The organism is Rhodococcus sp. B50, assembly GCF_013602415.1.
GTDB lineage: Bacteria > Actinomycetota > Actinomycetes > Mycobacteriales > Mycobacteriaceae > Rhodococcus.
Genome location: NZ_WPAG02000002.1, coordinates 3,837,364 through 3,853,495, shown reverse-complemented (window position 1 = coordinate 3,853,495; position 16,132 = coordinate 3,837,364). Strand labels below are relative to the sequence as shown.

Here is a 16,132-nt window from a genome sequence, read left to right as displayed (position 1 = left end):
CGCTCGTGCGGTAGGGGAATCTACCGTGTTCTGCCCGCATCACGGTCGACCGGCGCGAGGTCCTCGTCCGTCCACACCTGGATTCCGCGCACCCCGGGTACGTCGCCCGCGTGGAAGACCGGGTCGCGTCCCTGCTTGCGCTGCGCGGAGTAGTGGTGGAACAGCGCGTACGCGATACCCGACAGCGGGATCAGCGCGATGAGGTTCACGGTGGCCATGATCCCCATGGCGAGGTCGGCCAGTGCCCACACGAGGGGGAGCGATCCGATGGCCCCGAGGAAGACGCACACCACGACCGCCGACCGGAGATAGGGGAGGATGCGGCGCGATCCGGTGAGGAACTCCATGTTGGATTCGCTGTAGTAGTAGTTGCCGATCACCGAGGTGAACGCGAGGAAGAAGATCAGCACCGCGAGGAAGTGGACCGTCCAGTCGCCGAGTTGCAGGGCGAGCGCGTTCTGCGTCAGGGCCGCGCCCTCGAGACCGCTGCCGAACTCGGGATCGGACAGCAGGATGATGAACGCGGTGATCGAACACACGAGCAGGGTGTCGAAGTAGACACCGAGGCTCTGGACCAGACCCTGCTTCACCGGGTGCGAAACAGCTGCGGTGGCACCGGCATTCGGCGCCGAACCCATGCCCGCCTCGTTGGAGAACAACCCGCGGCGGATGCCGTTCATGAAGGCTGCGGCGAAGCCTCCACCGACGATCTCCTCGAGACCGAACGCGTTCTCGACGATCAACCGGAACATCGCGGGAACCTCTCCGATGTTGAGGATCACGACGATGACGCCGATCACGAGATAGGCGATCGCCAGGATCGGCACCAGCACCTGCGACACCCCGGAGATGCGGCGGATTCCGCCGAAGATCACCACGGCCACGAGGACCGCGACGACGAGACCGACACCCACCTGCAACCCCATGGACTTCTCTCCCACGGAACTCGACACCGCATCGACGATGGAATTGGTCTGCACCGCGTTGAACACGAAGCCGTAGGTGATCGTGATGATCACCGCGAAGATCATGCCCATCCATCGCTTCCCGAGCCCGTACTGCATGTAGTAGGCGGGCCCGCCGCGGAAGGAATCCTTGTCGCGCACCTTGTACAACTGGGCGAGGGTGGACTCGAGGAATGCGGTGGCCGCGCCGATCAACGCCATCGCCCACATCCAGAACACCGCGCCCGGTCCGCCGAGGCTGATGGCGATCGCGACACCCGCCACGTTGCCGGTGCCCACACGCGAGGCCGCAGACACCGAGAACGCCCGGAAGGGCGAGATTCCCTTCTCACCGTCGGGCATCGTCGTCGGTTTCTCGGCCACGGAGCGCACCATGTCCGGCACGAGGCGAATCTGGATGAACCGTGAGCGCACCGTGTAGTACAGGCCGGAGCCGACGAGCAGTGCGATCACCGCGTACCAGAAGGTGTCGTTGACATCGGTGACGAAATCGACCGCAGAGTCCATCTGCACGATCTTGGTCGGTCATGGGTGGTTTCGCAGGAATTTCGCCCGTGTTCCCGGTCTCGTGGGCGGAGTCGGTGCCAGGCTCTACGCTCGCTGGGTGAGTTCGGACAAGATGTTGAGCCGTATCGGCGGGTTGCTCCGCCAGGCGGAGTCCACCGACAACCCTCACGAGGCCGACGCCTTCCTCGCCGCAGCACAGCGACTCGCGACGTCCGCCTCGATCGATCTGGCGGTCGCGCGCAGCCACACCGCGGCGAAGGAACGCCGTGCAACCCCCGTCCAGCGACTGATCACCATCGGTGAGACGGGTAAGAAGGGACTGCGTACCTACGCACAGTTGTTCATCGCGATCGCCGCGGCCAACGATGTGCAGTGCGACATCACCGCGAACTCCACTGTCATCTACGCCTACGGCTTCGCCGACGACATCGACGTCTGCGAGGCCCTGTACTCCTCCCTCCTGGTGCAGATGGTCCGGGCGTCCGACGCGTATCTGCGTGAGGGCACCTACCGGGCGGAGAGCACGGTGCGCACCGTCGTCGAGGAGCGCGGCGGCCGACGTGTGCGCACACGCGTGCGCAAACCCGTTGCCGCGGTGACCGCCCGGCTGAACTTCCAGTCGGCGTTCGCTGCCCGGATCGGCGCCAGGCTGACCGAGGCGAAGCAGGAGATCGAACGCGAGGCGGAAACATCCGCGCCGGGCACGGCGTTGGTGTTGCGTGGGAAGAGTCTGGAACTCCACGACTTCTACAGCAGCACGTCGCAGGCGCGGGGCAGTTGGCGGGGCAACCGGGCACCGTCGGCGCGCTCGGCCGACGCTCAGCGCGCGGGCGACCGCGCCGGACGGGCGGCACGACTGGGAACGGCACCCGAACTGCCGTCGGCTTCGAGGAAACTGGAACGGTGACCAAGGTGCGCGATACCCGCAGAACCGCTGTGTACGAATCGGAGTCGATCGTACGAAAGATGCTCGATCGCGCCGACGAACGAGGCCTGAGGACCGTCGAGATCGCCGGCTCCCACGTCACACTTCCGGTCGAGAGACGATTCGCCTCCATCGCCTCGGTCCAGGACTACATCGATGCCGTGCTCGGCCTCGACTGGGTGCGCATGCGGTGGGAGCGCGCCGCCGTGCCCGTGCGCGTGCGGGCCCGGGCCGGCAACGCGGCGGCGCACTACGAACGCGATTGCGCGACGATCGCCCTTCCCGAGCACCGCGTGAACACCGCGTGGGCGTTCCGCGAGATGGTCGTGCTGCACGAACTCGCGCACCATCTCGATCCACAGGATCCGGACGACGCCACCGAGGGCGCCCACGGTCCGGCCTTCGTCGACCGCTTCCTCACCCTCGTCGGCGAAATCATCGGCCCGGAAGCGGCATTCGCGTTACAGGCCACGGGAATCACCGCTCCGGCCGGGCCGGGCCGATAGATCCCGTTTCCGAATTCATTGCCGGTACGAGAACTGTTCTTTTGGAACAGCACACTGCGCGAGCCGAATATGTAGCAACAGTCGTATCCTGCTGCAGAACATACTGATTGGTACTTTACCGGCCCTCGTCACCTGCCCGGATCCACATGGCGGTGAAGCGTGCGAATCACGGTCCCGAGTGACGTACTGTGGTTTGCATCACATAAATACACGCGTCGGCTGCGTACCGTACCGAGACCTTCCGGCCACCTTCCGAGCACGCCTACACGACGCGCGGCAGATGAAGGAGAACGGTGATGAAACCCGGAGCACGAGTCGCCCTCGGTGTGGGCATCGGATATTTCCTGGGCCGAACCAAGAAGATGCGGTTGGCCATGATGCTCGCTGGTGCCGGAGTCACCGGCAAACTACCCAGCAACCCGCAGGAACTCCTGCAGCGAAGCGCCTCGATGCTCGGTTCGTCTCCCGAGATCAACAAGATCACCGAATCCGTTCGCGGAGAACTCATGCACGCCGCGCGTGCCGCAGCCGTGACCGCGGCCAGCCACCGCATCGATGCCCTCAACGAGCGTCTGCAGGCGCGCTCCAGCGGCGCCGGGGGCGGAGCGGACGAGGAACCCGAGGACGCGGAATACGAAGACGAATACGACGAATCACGCGATGGGGAAGAAAGTCGCGGCGGCAGGAGTCGCCGCAGCAGAACTCGCGACGAGGAACCGGATTACGACGAGACGGACGAAGAGGGTGCCGACGAGGAGGACTCGGGCGCGGAGGATGCGGAGGATTCGGGCGACGAGGAGGAATCGGAACCCGAGCGCCCCGCTCCGCGGCGCCGCGCCACATCCCGTCCGCGGGCCTCTCGCAGTAAGAAGACATCCGACAGCGAAGAGTCGGACGATTCGGAAGAGGCCACCCCCAAGCCGCGCAAACGCGCAGCGCGTAGCAGTGCGTCGTCCTCCGGTCGTGCGCCCGTACGTCGAACGAAGCGGTGAGAGCGATGGCCAGGTTGAGTGATGTGTCCGGCGGAATCACCGACGCGGTAGGCAAGGCCGGGAAGACCGCGACCGATACCGCCGGTAAGGCCGGCCGCACCGCCACGGACACGGCGGGGAAGGCCACGGGCGGACTGACCGGTGGTCTGCAGCAATCGTTGCAGGGCCTCGCGGGAACCGTCGCGCAGAATGCGTTGTCGAGTCTGTCGGACAGGGTCACCGGCACGGCGGGACGATTACAGGATTACTCCGAGGGCAAGGGCGGAAATCTGGCCAGTGCGCTGACGGGTGTCGACAAGCTTGCTCAGGGCGATTCGCCGCTGAAGGCGGCGGCGAGTTCGGGGTTCGAGAACCTGAAGAACACCGCGAAGGACAAGTTCCAGGACGTGAAGGAGGCCGTCACCGGCGGGGGCGGAGGCAAGGGCGGGGGCGGCAAGAAGCTCAAGCTCACCAACATCGTCGAGAGCATCGACGTGGGAGTGCCGATCGACCTCGCCTACGATCTGTGGACCCAGTTCGCCGACTGGCCGAAGTTCATGAAGAAGGTCGAACAGGTCGAACAGGTCCAGGACGAGAAACTCCAATGGACCGGCAAGGTCTTCTGGTCGCGTCGCAACTGGGAATCCACAATCCTCGAGCAGGTGCCGTTCGAACGGATCGTGTGGCGTTCCAAGGGCGGCAAGGGTTACATCGACGGCGCGGTGACCTTCCACGAACTCACACCGGATCTCACCCGGATCCTCCTGGTGCTCGAGTATCACCCAAGGGGCCTGTTCGAGCGCACCGCGAACCTGTGGCGGGCGGTGGGTCGCCGGTCCCGCCTGGAACTGAAGCACTTCCGGCGCCACGTCATGACCGAAGCCGTGCTGCATCCCGACGACATCATGGGCTGGCACGGAGAGATTCGCGACAGCGAAGTCGTCAAGGACGACGAGACGGCACGCAGAGAGGAAGAGGAACGGGAACAGGAGGAGACCGGCGAGGACACCGAGGAGGACTTCGGCGAGGACACCGAGGAGGACACCGCCGGAACCGGTGAAGAAGAGGACGCCGACACCTCCGGCGACGAGGACGGAATGCGCGACGAGGACGAAGATTTCGAGGAGGGTGAAGGCGAGGAAGAGGACGAGGAGTCACCGGACGACGAGGACCTCCGGGACGAGGAGGAGGACGAGGAGGACCTCGAGGACGAATATCCCGATGAGGAGGACGAGGCGACCGACGAAGAGCCCGACGAAGAAGAGGACGAACCCGAGCCGCCTCGGAAACGTGCTCCCGCCAAACGTGCCCGGGCGACGAAGTCCACCGGTACGCGTTCGGCACGCTCGAGAGGATCCCGCTCATGACCATCCAACCTGCAGGAGGCGGCGGCGGGGGTGGCATGGCCCGCCCCAACTCGTCCGGCCTCGCCGACGTCATCGACACGATCCTGGACAAGGGACTCGTCATCGACGCATTCGTGCGAGTCTCACTCGTCGGTATCGAACTGCTCACCATCGACGCCCGCGTCGTCGTCGCCAGTGTCGACACATATCTGCGGTTCGCGGAAGCGGTCAACCGGCTGGAGATCTCCGACAACGAGCCGAAAGGTCTGCCGGATCTCGTCGGCGACATCACGTCGGGCGGATCGAAACACAAGACGAAGGGAGCACTCGAGGCTGCGGGGGAGAAGGTCAGCGAGTTTCTCGGGGACGTGCAGGAACAACGGCAGCCTGCTCGGCGATCACGCAGGGGTGATGATTGATGTCCACCGAACAGACCGAACGATCCGATCAGGATGGCAACGACGAAACCGTCACGACCACTGCGATATACGTGTACGGAATCGTGCCGTCGGATGTGGAACCGGAAGATCACGCGGAGGGCGTGGGCAATCCACCCGCGCAGATCTCGGTCGTCCGCTCCGGAGGTATCGCCGCTCTGGTGAGCGAGATTCCGACCGACCGGGCACTGGGCACACCGGATGACCTCAAGGCACATGCCGCACTGCTCGACGGGACCGTGGCCGTCGCACCGGTCCTGCCGCTCAGATTCGGTGCTGTCCTCACCGACCGAGATGCGGTGGCCGAGGAGTTGCTCGAGGGGCACGAGGACGAACTCGCCTCGGCGTTGGAGCAACTCGAGGGTCTCGCCCAGTTCGTCGTGAAGGGGCGGTACGACGAGAGGTCGATCCTCCAGGAGATTCTCGAAGAGAACTCCGACGCCGCACAGTTGCGGGAACAGATCCGGGGACAGTCCGAGGATGCAACCCGCGAGGCCCGGATGGCACTCGGGGAGATCATCAACGCGACGATCGAAGCCAAGCGGAACGAGGACACGCGTCGCACGGTCGAGGCTTTGTCCTCTCTCGACCCGATGGTCAACGAACGGCAACCCACGCACGAGCAGGACGCAGTCCACATCGCCATCCTCGTCGAGCTCGAGCGGCAGGACGAACTCGAGCGGATTCTCCGAGAGCTGGGACAGGAATGGGAAGGCCGAGTGGACATCTCGTTGATCGGACCGATGGCGGCCTACGACTTCGTGGCGAAATCGGAGCCGGGAGAGGAGGGGTGACGCATGGGACTGTTGTCATCCCTGTTCACGTTGCCTCTCGCTCCGGTGAAGGGCGTGATGTGGCTCGGAGAGATCATCCAGGAGCAGGTCGAACAGCAGCTGCACGATCCGGCCAACGTACGACGCGAACTCGAGCAGATCGAGGAGGCGGCGGAAGCCGGCGAACTGACGCCCGAGGAGAAGGACGAGGCGCAGCAGGCCGTGCTCAACCGGATGATCTCCCGCGGTGGATCCGCTCCCGGCGAGGGAAAGGGGTGATTCCGTGGCGAGAGATACCGGTCCGCCCGCGATCTCGGCGGCCGAGGCCGCATCGGCGGCCCTCACCCACCTGAAGGAGCTGACCTCGAAGGAAGCTCAGGGTGTCACCTCCATAGAACCCACCGAGGACGGATGGGTCGTCGAGGTGGAAGTCGTGGAGGACAGGCGGATACCCTCGTCGGCCGACATGCTCGCGCTCTACGAGGTGGAGATCGATCTGGACGGTGAGCTGCTCGCGTATCGGCGAACCCGGCGCTACGGACGCGGGAGCAGCGATATCGGCGCGAGGGCCGGGACATGACGGTCGTGGGTGGAGGCGGCACGTCGTCGCCGCAACCCTACGGGGGCGGCGGACGATCGACCAATCTCGGCGACATCCTCGAAAGAGTCCTCGACAAGGGATTGGTGATCGCCGGCGACATCCAGGTGAACCTGCTCGACATCGAGCTACTCACCATCAAACTCCGCCTCGTCATCGCCTCGCTCGAGACGGCCAAGGCCGTCGGAATCGACTGGTGGGAGAGCGATCCGTGGTTGACGAGCAAACCACGCACACCCGAGGTCGATTCGAGCCGGGCGGAACTCGAGTTGGAGAACCGGCAACTGCGCGAGCGGCTGGCCGCGCTCGAGGCGGCCACGGAAGCGGAACCGGCGGAGATCGTGGACGAGGAGGACCGTGACTGATACGACCGGCGTGTGGATGTACGCCGTGACCGACGGAACGCTCGCCGGTGACGAGACCGAGGCCGCCTCCGGTGTGGCCGGCGAACAGGTCCGCACGGTGCACGAAGGGGGATTGACCGCCGTGGTCGGGACGGTACCTCTGGACGACTTCGGCGAGGCCGCGCTGGCCCGCAATCTGGAGGACCTGGACTGGCTGGAAAAGGTGGCGCGTGCCCATGATTCGGTTGTCGCCGATCTGGCGCGGCACGTATCGGTCGTACCGCTCCGACTCGCGACCGTATGTCTCGACGACGCACGAGTGCGCGCCCTCCTGGCCGAGCACAGGGAGCAGTTCTCGTCGGCGCTCACCCTCGTCACGGGACGCACCGAGTGGGGTGTCAAGGCGTTCGCGGACCGAAAGACGCTGACCGCGGCCGTTGCCGAATCCGACGCGGGCAAAGCAGGTTCCGGAAGCGGCACGGCCTATCTGCTCCGACGCCGCGCCCAACTGGCCGCGCAGGAGAGCGTGGAACGCGACGCTGCCGCGCGTGCGGACGAGATCCACGATCGGCTGCTGCGGACATCCGCGGCGGGCCGCCGTGGCGCACCGACCGATCCGGCGCTGAGCGGAAGCCACGAATGGATGCTGCTCAACGGGACGTATCTCGTCGACGACGATCGGGCCGACGAATTCCGCTCCGTAGTAGAGGAACTCGGGTCGCGGTTTCCGGGAATACGTCTCGAGATGAGTGGCCCGTGGCCCCCCTATTCGTTCGCCGGAGCAGAACGGATATCACCGTGAGGTATGCCGACGGGTCGGTGGACGAGGAGCGGCGGATCGCACTGATCGATCTGCTGGATCGAGTGCTGTCCGGGGGAGTGGTCATCACCGGCGACATCACATTGTCGATCGCTGACATCGATCTCGTGCGGATCTCGTTGCGCGCACTGATCTCGTCGATCAGCACCCTGTCCGTTCCGGGAATCGACGCCCCGGTGCCCCGAGGGGCGAGGGAGGGCACGTGAGCGAATCCGCGAGCTTCCCGTCACGTATCGACGCCGATCCCGAATCCGTGGAACGGGGCCTGGTGACCCTGGTGCTCACACTGGTCGAACTGCTCCGGCAACTCATGGAGCGCCAGGCACTGCACCGCGTGGACGCAGGGGATCTCACCGATGAGCAGATCGAGCGCCTCGGAACGACGCTGATGCTGCTCGAGCAGCGCATGGCGGAGCTGCGCGACCATTTCGGGCTCACCCCCGAGGATCTCAATATCGATCTCGGTCCGCTGGGGACACTGCTGCCCCGGGAGTGAGCCCGAGCGGTCACATTCCGGCGATCTCCACGAGTTCGTAGTCCTTCACACCGCCGGCGAGCACCCGAAGGTGATCGTCCATGGTGCCGAGGGTGTGCTCGATCGCGGTCAGGCGACTCAGGTAGTGGCCGATGGAGTGCTCGGCGGTGACGCCGATACCGCCGTGCATCTGCACCGACTCCTGGCCGATCTTGCGTGCGGACCGACCGACCTGCAGCTTGGCACGCGACGCGATGGTCGGGTCGACGATGCCGTCGGCGAGCGCCATCGTCGCATACAGGCTCATGCTCGACGCCAGCTCGTACAGCACGTACATGTCGGCTGCACGGTGGGTGAGTGCCTGGAACATCGACAGCGGCACACCGAACTGCTTGCGCTGCTTGAGGTAGCTCGTCGTCAGCTGCACCGAGGAGTCGAGTGCACCGACCGTCTCGGCACACAGCGCCGCCTGCGCGTGCACCTGCGCTGTGATGATCGCCGTCGACGCGTCGGCCCCCTCGCCGAGCGAGGTGGCCGCGACGTTCTCGAGCACCACCTGCGCACCGCGACGCTCGTCGTGGGTGCGGTACGGCGTGCGGGTGAGACCGTCGGCTCCTGCGTCGACGACGAACAGGCCGATGCCGCCCTCCGGGAGCTTCGCGGAGACGATCAGTGTGTCGGCGCAATCACCGTGCAGCACAGGGTTCTTGCGTCCGGACAACGTCCAGGAGTCGCCGTCGCGCGCTGCGGTGGTGGCCACCTCGGTGTGCGGCCAGCGGCTGCCCGGCTCGTCGTGTGCGAACGCGAGGAGCGCGGTGCCCTCGGACAGTCGCGGGATGATGTCGGAGCGCTGCGCGTCGGTGCCGACCTCGGCGACGAGCCGGCCTGGGAGGTAGACGCAGTCGAGGACGGGCTCGGGTGCGAGGGCACGACCGATCTCGGTCATGACGGCCATGACCTCCACCGGTCCGGCTCCCATACCGCCGTGCTCCTCCGCGAAGGGCAGGCCGAGCACGCCGAGTTCGGCGAGCTGCTTCCACACGTCGCGGTTCCATCCCAGGTCGCTCTCGGCTACCCGGTTGCGCGACTCGACGTCGTACGCGCCCGAGAGCAGGTCGCGGACGGTCGCGCGGAGCATGTCCTGTTCGGTGTCGAGTTCGAAATTCATGTCCGGGGCCTCACAGTCCGAGAATCGAAGAAGCGATGATCGAACGCTGGACCTCGTTCGATCCACCGTAGATGGTGACCTTGCGGTTGTTGAGGTAGGTCGGCGTCGTGAGCCGCGCCCAGTCGGGCGAGTCGATATCGGCCTCACCGGCGGGCAGCGAATCAGGACCGGCGATGTCGACGAGCAGCTCGGTCGCAGCCTGCTGCAGCTCGGAACCGCGCATCTTGAGCAGCGACGACGCCGGGTTGGGCTTGCCGTCGGCGGAGCCGGCGACGACGCGCAACTGGGTGAGCTCGAGAGCGAGCAGTTCGTTCTCGAGTTCGGCCAGGCGTGCCGCGAAGATCGGGTCGTCGAGCAGCGATCCGCTGCCGAGGCGGGTCTCGGCCGCGAAGGACTTCGCCCGCGCGAGCTTGACCTTGGTGGCACCGACCCGGGCGATGCCGGTGCGCTCGTTGCCGAGCAGGAACTTCGCCTGCGTCCAGCCGGTGTTCTCCTCGCCGACGAGGTTCTCGGCGGGAACCCGCACGTCCTCGAAGAAGACCTCGTTGACCTCGTAACCTCCGTCGATCAGCTTGATCGGACGACGGGTGACACCAGGGGTGTCCATCGGGAAGAGCAGCATCGAGATGCCGGCCTGCTTCTTCGCGTTCGGATCGGTACGCACGAGGCAGAAGATCCAGTCGGCGTGCTGCGCGAGCGTCGTCCACGTCTTCTGCCCGTTGACGATGTAGTCGTCACCGTCGCGGACGGCGCGGGTCTTGAGGGAGGCGAGGTCGGAACCGGCCTCGGGCTCGGAGAAGCCCTGGCACCACCAGATGTCGAGGTTCGCGGTGGCGGGAAGGAAGCGTTCCTTCATCTCCTGCGAACCGAACTGGGCGATGACCGGGCCGATCATCGACGCGTTGAAGGGCAACGGGTCGGGTACCGACGCGAGCTGCAGCTCGCTGAGCCAGATGTTGCGTTGCATCGGCGTCCAGTCCTGGCCGCCCCACTCGACGGGCCAGTTGGGGACGGCGAGTCCCCGTGAATGCAGGATGCGCTGGACAGCGACGTAGTCGTCCTTGCCCAGCGGGGTGCCGGACGCGGTCTTCGCGCGCACGTCGGCGGGGATCTCGGTGGTGAAGAAGGTGCGCAGCTCGTCGCGGAACGCGCGCTCCTCCTCGGTGAGCTTCAGGTTCATGGAGAGACCTTCCAGGGATGCCGGCGCCGTAGCGCTTCTCGCGATTCCAAACTAACCTTACATTGTTAGCTCGTCCAGGCCGGCCCGGAAGGAGGACCACGGATGGCGCGCCCACGCACGCCTCTGCTCAGCCGTGAACTCATCCGCGACGTCACGCTGCGACTCGTGGACGAACACGGCCTCGATGCCGTATCGATGCGCCGGATCGCCGCCGAACTCGGTGTGCGCGCCCCGTCGCTCTACAGCCACTACGCCACCAAGGAACAACTGCTCGACGACATCGCCGACGCCATCGGCGAATCGGTCGACGTCAGCGCGTTCGCCGGCGACGACTGGCAGGAAGCACTACGCCGCTGGGCCCGCACCTACCGGGACGCGCTCGCCGCGCACCCGAACATGGTTCCCTTTCTCGCCGCGAGCCCCGGCACCCGGCCCGTCTCCCTCCAGGCGTCCGACGCCATCCACGGCGGTCTCACGCGCGCCGGCTGGCCACCACGGTTCGCGACGATGATCGGCGCCTCGATCAAGTACATCGTCATCGGCTCCGCGATCACGTCGTTCGCGGGGGGATTCGACGATCACATCGACACCTACAACGAGCGCTATCCGCATCTGTCGCAGGCGCATCGGCTCCGCGAGTACGCTGCCGAGATCGACTCGGACAGTTTCGATCTCATTCTGGAATCGTTCCTGCACGAGCTCACCCGCCGATTCGAGACGCTGACGCCGGACCGCCTGACCACCTCCGGATCCCCTGGTGCGGCGAAAGTCTCCGAAGGGGACGACGAGACATGACGACCGACCCCCGCCGGGCTCCGGCGAGGCCGGTCGTGTGGGAGCACGAGGTCTCAGGTATTTCGGCCGCCGTTCACGCCGAGAATCTGGCCGGTGATGTAACCGGCCTCGTCCGAGGTGAGAAATGAGCATGCCGCCGCGATGTCCTCGGGGCGGCCCGCTCTGCGGACCGGTGTTCTCTGGATATGTTCGTCGATGGTGCCGCCGAGCAGGCCCTTACCTTCTGCCCGGCGCAACATCGGGGTATCGACGAAGCCCGGAGGCACCGCGTTGACGGTGACGCCGGACGGTCCGTACTCGAGTGCGAGCGATTTCGCGAGTCCGTTGACCCCCGTCTTGGCGGCGACGTAGGCGGACATGAACGGTTGCCCCGAATGGGTACTGGACGAAGAGATGTTGACGATGCGCCCCCAGCCCGCATCGAGCATGTCCGGCAGTATCGCCTGGGTGCAGTGGAAGACACCGTGCAGATTGACGTCGATCGCGCGATTCCAGTCCTCGAAGGACAAGTTGAGGAACCGCCTGTAGACCTCGACCCCGGCCCCGTTGACAAGGATGGTCACCGGGCCGAGCCGGTCGTGTACCTGCGCGACCGCGTCGTCGATCTGCGCGCGGTCGGTGACGTCGACGGCGAACTCGAGCTCGCCTCCGGAGGGCCGGATATCGAACACGGCGACCTGATGACCGTCCTTACGCAGTCGCTCGGCGACCGCCTGCCCTATCCCGGATCCCCCTCCGGTGACGACAGCAGTCCTCACGACCAGGCCTCGTCGCCGACGATCGTGGTGCGTTGCATCAGTCTCGGAGAGTCGGAGTCGTATCTCTGTGCGCGGTGCAGCATGCCGGTGTTGTCCCACATGACGAAGTCACCGACCTCCCATTCGTGAAGGTAGGAGAACTGCTTCTGCGTGGTCCAGGTCAACAGGTCGTCGAGCAACGTACGACTTTCGTCGGGATCCATGCCGACGATATGGTCGGCGGTAGCGCCGACCACGAGCGAGCGCCGGCCGTCACGCCGCTTCCACACCAGTGACGACTCGCGCTTCGGCAGGGTGCGCCAGAACGCAACCTGCTCGTCGGTGGGGTCCGGATAGACCGTCCTCTGCGCGGCCTCGAAAGAATGGACCACACGGAGCCCCTCGTAGCGCTTCTTCTCGTGCTCCGGCAGATTTTCGTAGGCCGCGTAGGTACTCGCGAACTCTGTACCGCCACCCTCCTCCGCCACCTGCCGTGCGGTGAGGGTGGTGGCCTTGGCCGGGATGTCGTTGGTCGTGTCGTCGATGTGCCAGCTGAACGTTCCCTCGAGGTACTCGGCGGCAACCGTTTTCGTCGGATCGAGCGAGACCGTCATGATCTCCTCGTTCGGCAGCGGTTTGACGAGTTCGCCGAAACGACGGCTGAACGCGATCTGCGTCTCGTTGTCGAGGTTCGCCCCGCGGATGAGAACGACTCCGCGCCATCGCAGCGCCTCGGCGATCCGGGCGACGACGATCTCGTCGTCGAGGTTGTCGATTCCTCTGAACTCCGTACCGAAGAGCGGAGTGATTGCTACGGACTCCATGTCGGAGATGTCCTTTCGTACGACGAGGTAGGTGACCTTCGCATCCTGGCGAAGTCAGACGGTGACCCCGGCTCGCTCGAGACATGCGGTGAGTGCGTCGAGGTACTCGGCGTTGCCGTGGAACGGTCCACTCCTGCCGATCGCGACATCGAGAAACGGACCGTACTCGTCGTTGACATGTGTTTCCCAGCGGGTGATCTCACCGAGATCGTTCGTCTCGATGAAACTGTAGGAATAGAAACCCATGGTGGTTCCATCGGTGGCGGTGCCTTGCCATCGTGTCTTCATCACCAGACCGTTTGCGGCCGGCCAGTATTTGAAGTCGGCCGGCTTCCAGTCGGGAAAGGTGAGGGAATACGCCTTGGCTTCCATTGTGGCCGCGCGGCCGGTGTCGGCGAGAGCCTCCCGCATCAGAATGACCTCGTCACCCGTGAAGTAAGGGGAGGTGTAGATTGCGTCGTCGGCGAATCGCCACGCATCCTGGCCACTTTCGTCGACATACTCTTCACCGTCCTGCACACCTTGACGCAGATACGCGTTGCCGTAGGCCTTCGCCATGCGAGTGTGGTGTGCGATGCGCTCGTCGATGTTCATCGATGTTCTCCTGGATGGGGGGAGGGACGGGATCGGCCCCGGAAAGAGGCCGGATCGCCGAGAGGTCATTCCGAAATACGTACGTCTTCGTAACTACCCAGCATGGCGTTGTCGGGCAGAGCCATCTGCAGGTAGACGTCGATGCGGCGGATCTTGTCCGTCTCGTCGAACTCGTAGACCGACACAGAGTTCACGACGTTGCTGAAATCGCCTATGGTGCTTCGCTCCTCGAGCTCGAGAAACACCAGGTCAGCGGTTTCCGTAACGCGCTTGAAGAGGCCTTCCCACTGCGAAGCCGCGGCCCAACTGGTCAGGAAGTCCACGTACTCGGTCCAGTTCATCACTTCCTTGAAGTTGCCGACCCGAACGAATTCGTCGGTGGCGACGAGTTCGGCGAGCGGTGCCCAGCTCTCGGTGGTGAAGCCGGGCTCCTTGGCACGATCGACCAGCGACTTCGTGATCAGACCGTACTCGAGTACCGTGCGTGCACGGCCTGTGTGACCGTCGATCACCTCGGCGATTTCGCGCAGTTCCATTCGTATCTCCATGAGCTGGGGTGGGTGTTGCGGACGGCGCCGGGTCACGAGCGGGAGGATGTGGCGAGGTATCTGTCGAGGACCGAATGGAAATGGGCCACAACCACCTCCTCGGATACCAGCATCATGTGGTCGAGTCGCTTGTTGCGCAGACCGCGCTGCTGCCGGGGCATCTGTTCGTAGTCCTGTTGCAGCGCGAGGAAATACTTGAACTCCCCGGGTTCCTTCACTTCGAGGGGTTGGGCGCGAAGCGCGTCCTTCATCTCCTCGGGAAGCCACATCAGGCTGATGATCTGCCAGACACAGCGGTTGGGGTCACCTCCCGGGTCGGGTTGCGCGAGGATGACGGTCGCTTCGCCGGCACGAACAGTCATGAAGAAGTTGGGGAACAGGACCCAGCCGTGGTTGTCGCTCATCTGAGCGTCGGTGAGTCCGCTGACGTCCAGCCCCGATTCGGTCAGGACCTCGCGCGTTGCCTTCTGCAGGATCGTCCGCGCGGTGATTTTCTCGGGAAACTCGAGAGGTTCTCCCTCGACCCGGTATTCGTCGACGAGCTCGTCGAATCTGGGAAGTACGCGCATGAGGGAGGGGAAGGTCTCGGGAAGTTCGTGGATTCCGTCGACCTGTTCCTGCGGTCCGTACTTGTCGACGTTGGCGACCTCGAACGGTGAACAGGCCACCGAATGCCGATCCAGAAGCCGGTAGCGACTGGCTTCCGATTCGATAGTGATCGCACGCAACAACTCCGGGTGGATTCCGGAGATGTGGTAACCCTCCGAGAAGGCGTCGACTACCACCTTCCAGTTACAGTCGAGCGCTTCACGCACGTCCATCACGGTGATCATCTCGTCGAGCCGATACGGTGCGAGCATCTCGAGCACCTCCGCCCCGAGGTAGTCGGCGAGGGGTTCGGCGTCGGGATCCGGGTTGAGGAAGATGAAGCCGGCGCAGACGTCGACCGATACCTGGAGCAGGGAGTTCTCGGACTTGTCGACGGGGTCGAGGGCCTTTTCGTGCAGGATTCCGCGAAGGGTTCCGTCCAGGTCGTAGGACCAGAGGTGGTACTGGCACAGGAAGCGCTTGGAATTTCCGCTCCCGGCACACAGCGGATTCCCTCGGTGCCTACATGCGTTGACGAAACCTCGTATGCGGTCGTCCTTTCCGCGGACGATGATGTACGACTGGTCGAACAGTGTGAAGACCTTCCAGTCACCGGCCGCGGGCAGGTCCGATTCCCGACCGACGACCTGCCACACCTTCTCCCAGACGGCCTCGCGTTCGCGTTCGTGGATCTCCGGCGACACGTAGCGGTCGGTCGGGATCTTCATGTTGTAGCGGCCCGGTTCGATATCGGCGAGTCCTTCGGCGGTCTCGACCCAGCTTCCGGGCAATCCGGAAGGGTCCCGCTCGGTGCGGGGTTGTGTGGACGTCATGATGTTCGTACTCCGTTCACGTGGGCAACGCAGTGCTGGATTCAGAAGTGCTGTGACTCGGAAGTGCTGTGACTCGGAAGTGCTGTGACTCGGATGTGAAGCAGCCGGCAGGGTACGGGCGCGAGTTGGCGGAGACACCGTCGCAAAGACACCGATCGGGATCCGCTCGGCACGCGCTGCGGTCGATCTGGAGCAAAA

General features: G+C 64.9%; 21 protein-coding genes. 13 read left to right on the top strand and 8 right to left on the bottom strand.

What is annotated here, in order from left to right; genetic code table 11:
- Window positions 1-20: 20 nt before the first annotated feature.
- The gene (locus GON09_RS18140; protein WP_213933005.1) at window positions 21-1,472 is read right to left on the bottom strand and encodes an alanine/glycine:cation symporter family protein; all 1,452 of its coding nucleotides are present in this window, start codon (window positions 1,470-1,472) and stop codon (window positions 21-23) included.
- A 97-nt stretch (window positions 1,473-1,569) separates the two neighbouring features.
- Between GON09_RS18140 and GON09_RS18135 the strand changes: the two genes are divergently transcribed.
- From GON09_RS18135 to GON09_RS18080, 12 genes are all read left to right on the top strand, one after another.
- Window positions 1,570-2,379 (top strand): DUF2786 domain-containing protein, encoded by an 810-nt coding sequence (locus GON09_RS18135; protein WP_213933004.1) that lies wholly within the window; start codon window positions 1,570-1,572, stop codon window positions 2,377-2,379.
- On the top strand, window positions 2,376-2,903 hold the full coding sequence (locus GON09_RS18130; protein WP_213933003.1) for a TIGR04338 family metallohydrolase: 528 nt from the start codon (window positions 2,376-2,378) through the stop codon (window positions 2,901-2,903). The genes GON09_RS18135 and GON09_RS18130 overlap by 4 nt, the downstream gene beginning before the upstream one ends.
- Window positions 2,904-3,199: 296 nt before the next feature.
- Window positions 3,200-3,895 carry a hypothetical protein gene (locus GON09_RS18125; RefSeq protein WP_213933002.1) on the top strand — a complete coding sequence of 232 codons (696 nt, stop codon included), beginning with the start codon at window positions 3,200-3,202 and terminating at the stop codon, window positions 3,893-3,895.
- 5 nt (window positions 3,896-3,900) lie between these two features.
- Window positions 3,901-5,241 (top strand): SRPBCC family protein, encoded by a 1,341-nt coding sequence (locus GON09_RS18120; protein ID WP_213933001.1) that lies wholly within the window; start codon window positions 3,901-3,903, stop codon window positions 5,239-5,241.
- Entirely contained in the window at window positions 5,238-5,639 is a 402-nt protein-coding gene (gene gvpJ / locus GON09_RS18115; protein ID WP_213933000.1) for a gas vesicle protein GvpJ, read from the top strand. Before GON09_RS18120 ends, gvpJ (GON09_RS18115) begins: the two co-directional genes overlap by 4 nt.
- Entirely contained in the window at window positions 5,639-6,451 is an 813-nt protein-coding gene (locus GON09_RS18110; RefSeq protein ID WP_213932999.1) for a GvpL/GvpF family gas vesicle protein, read from the top strand. Before gvpJ (GON09_RS18115) ends, GON09_RS18110 begins: the two co-directional genes overlap by 1 nt.
- Before the next feature lie 3 nt (window positions 6,452-6,454).
- A complete protein-coding gene (locus tag GON09_RS18105) occupies window positions 6,455-6,709 on the top strand; it encodes a gas vesicle protein GvpG (protein ID WP_213932998.1) in 255 nt (84 codons plus the stop codon).
- 4 nt (window positions 6,710-6,713) lie between these two features.
- Window positions 6,714-7,010, top strand: coding sequence for a gas vesicle protein GvpO (gene gvpO / locus GON09_RS18100; protein WP_213932997.1), 297 nt, complete (start codon window positions 6,714-6,716; stop codon window positions 7,008-7,010).
- Entirely contained in the window at window positions 7,007-7,393 is a 387-nt protein-coding gene (gvpJ, locus tag GON09_RS18095; protein ID WP_213932996.1) for a gas vesicle protein GvpJ, read from the top strand. Before gvpO ends, gvpJ (GON09_RS18095) begins: the two co-directional genes overlap by 4 nt.
- Complete coding sequence (locus GON09_RS18090; protein WP_213932995.1) at window positions 7,386-8,174, top strand: GvpL/GvpF family gas vesicle protein; 789 nt, start codon at window positions 7,386-7,388, stop codon at window positions 8,172-8,174. The genes gvpJ (GON09_RS18095) and GON09_RS18090 overlap by 8 nt, the downstream gene beginning before the upstream one ends.
- Window positions 8,171-8,398 carry a gas vesicle protein gene (locus GON09_RS18085; RefSeq protein WP_213932994.1) on the top strand — a complete coding sequence of 76 codons (228 nt, stop codon included), beginning with the start codon at window positions 8,171-8,173 and terminating at the stop codon, window positions 8,396-8,398. Before GON09_RS18090 ends, GON09_RS18085 begins: the two co-directional genes overlap by 4 nt.
- Entirely contained in the window at window positions 8,395-8,688 is a 294-nt protein-coding gene (locus GON09_RS18080; protein ID WP_213932993.1) for a gas vesicle protein K, read from the top strand. Before GON09_RS18085 ends, GON09_RS18080 begins: the two co-directional genes overlap by 4 nt.
- A 10-nt stretch (window positions 8,689-8,698) precedes the next feature.
- Here GON09_RS18080 and GON09_RS18075 read toward each other — a convergent pair whose 3' ends face one another.
- Both GON09_RS18075 and GON09_RS18070 read right to left on the bottom strand, forming a co-directional pair.
- The gene (locus GON09_RS18075; protein WP_213932992.1) at window positions 8,699-9,835 is read right to left on the bottom strand and encodes an acyl-CoA dehydrogenase family protein; all 1,137 of its coding nucleotides are present in this window, start codon (window positions 9,833-9,835) and stop codon (window positions 8,699-8,701) included.
- A 10-nt stretch (window positions 9,836-9,845) separates the two neighbouring features.
- Window positions 9,846-11,015 carry an acyl-CoA dehydrogenase family protein gene (locus tag GON09_RS18070; protein ID WP_213932991.1) on the bottom strand — a complete coding sequence of 390 codons (1,170 nt, stop codon included), beginning with the start codon at window positions 11,013-11,015 and terminating at the stop codon, window positions 9,846-9,848.
- Between the two features lie 102 nt (window positions 11,016-11,117).
- Between GON09_RS18070 and GON09_RS18065 the strand changes: the two genes are divergently transcribed.
- Entirely contained in the window at window positions 11,118-11,810 is a 693-nt protein-coding gene (locus GON09_RS18065; RefSeq protein WP_213932990.1) for a TetR/AcrR family transcriptional regulator, read from the top strand.
- A gap of 53 nt (window positions 11,811-11,863) precedes the next feature.
- Here GON09_RS18065 and GON09_RS18060 read toward each other — a convergent pair whose 3' ends face one another.
- The 5 genes from GON09_RS18060 to GON09_RS18040 all read right to left on the bottom strand — a co-directional run bounded on the left by GON09_RS18060 (window position 11,864) and on the right by GON09_RS18040 (window position 15,934).
- Complete coding sequence (locus GON09_RS18060; RefSeq protein ID WP_213932989.1) at window positions 11,864-12,568, bottom strand: SDR family NAD(P)-dependent oxidoreductase; 705 nt, start codon at window positions 12,566-12,568, stop codon at window positions 11,864-11,866.
- Window positions 12,565-13,371, bottom strand: a complete 807-nt coding sequence (locus tag GON09_RS18055; RefSeq protein WP_213932988.1) for a TauD/TfdA dioxygenase family protein — start codon at window positions 13,369-13,371, stop codon at window positions 12,565-12,567. Before GON09_RS18055 ends, GON09_RS18060 begins: the two co-directional genes overlap by 4 nt.
- A gap of 54 nt (window positions 13,372-13,425) precedes the next feature.
- Window positions 13,426-13,965, bottom strand: coding sequence for a hypothetical protein (locus GON09_RS18050; protein WP_213932987.1), 540 nt, complete (start codon window positions 13,963-13,965; stop codon window positions 13,426-13,428).
- Window positions 13,966-14,030: 65 nt separating this feature from the next.
- The gene (locus GON09_RS18045) at window positions 14,031-14,501 is read right to left on the bottom strand and encodes a hypothetical protein (RefSeq protein WP_213932986.1); all 471 of its coding nucleotides are present in this window, start codon (window positions 14,499-14,501) and stop codon (window positions 14,031-14,033) included.
- A gap of 44 nt (window positions 14,502-14,545) precedes the next feature.
- A complete protein-coding gene (locus GON09_RS18040) occupies window positions 14,546-15,934 on the bottom strand; it encodes an aromatic ring-hydroxylating oxygenase subunit alpha (RefSeq protein ID WP_213932985.1) in 1,389 nt (462 codons plus the stop codon).
- Window positions 15,935-16,132: the final 198 nt, after the last annotated feature.

Bases quoted from the DNA above. Each gene is read 5' to 3' on its own strand.
- GON09_RS18125 (WP_213933002.1), top strand. From the start codon at position 3,200: ATGAAACCCGGAGCACGAGTCGCCCTCGGTGTGGGCATCGGATATTTC.
- GON09_RS18070 (WP_213932991.1), bottom strand. From the start codon at position 11,015: ATGAACCTGAAGCTCACCGAGGAGGAGCGCGCGTTCCGCGACGAGCTG.
- GON09_RS18045 (WP_213932986.1), bottom strand. From the start codon at position 14,501: ATGGAACTGCGCGAAATCGCCGAGGTGATCGACGGTCACACAGGCCGT.
- GON09_RS18105 (WP_213932998.1), top strand. From the start codon at position 6,455: ATGGGACTGTTGTCATCCCTGTTCACGTTGCCTCTCGCTCCGGTGAAG.
- GON09_RS18055 (WP_213932988.1), bottom strand. From the start codon at position 13,371: ATGGAGTCCGTAGCAATCACTCCGCTCTTCGGTACGGAGTTCAGAGGA.
- GON09_RS18065 (WP_213932990.1), top strand. From the start codon at position 11,118: ATGGCGCGCCCACGCACGCCTCTGCTCAGCCGTGAACTCATCCGCGAC.
- GON09_RS18040 (WP_213932985.1), bottom strand. From the start codon at position 15,934: ATGACGTCCACACAACCCCGCACCGAGCGGGACCCTTCCGGATTGCCC.
- GON09_RS18075 (WP_213932992.1), bottom strand. From the start codon at position 9,835: ATGAATTTCGAACTCGACACCGAACAGGACATGCTCCGCGCGACCGTC.
- gvpJ (WP_213933000.1), top strand. From the start codon at position 5,238: ATGACCATCCAACCTGCAGGAGGCGGCGGCGGGGGTGGCATGGCCCGC.
- GON09_RS18120 (WP_213933001.1), top strand. From the start codon at position 3,901: ATGGCCAGGTTGAGTGATGTGTCCGGCGGAATCACCGACGCGGTAGGC.
- GON09_RS18050 (WP_213932987.1), bottom strand. From the start codon at position 13,965: ATGAACATCGACGAGCGCATCGCACACCACACTCGCATGGCGAAGGCC.
- gvpJ (WP_213932996.1), top strand. From the start codon at position 7,007: ATGACGGTCGTGGGTGGAGGCGGCACGTCGTCGCCGCAACCCTACGGG.
- GON09_RS18140 (WP_213933005.1), bottom strand. From the start codon at position 1,472: ATGGACTCTGCGGTCGATTTCGTCACCGATGTCAACGACACCTTCTGG.
- GON09_RS18110 (WP_213932999.1), top strand. From the start codon at position 5,639: ATGTCCACCGAACAGACCGAACGATCCGATCAGGATGGCAACGACGAA.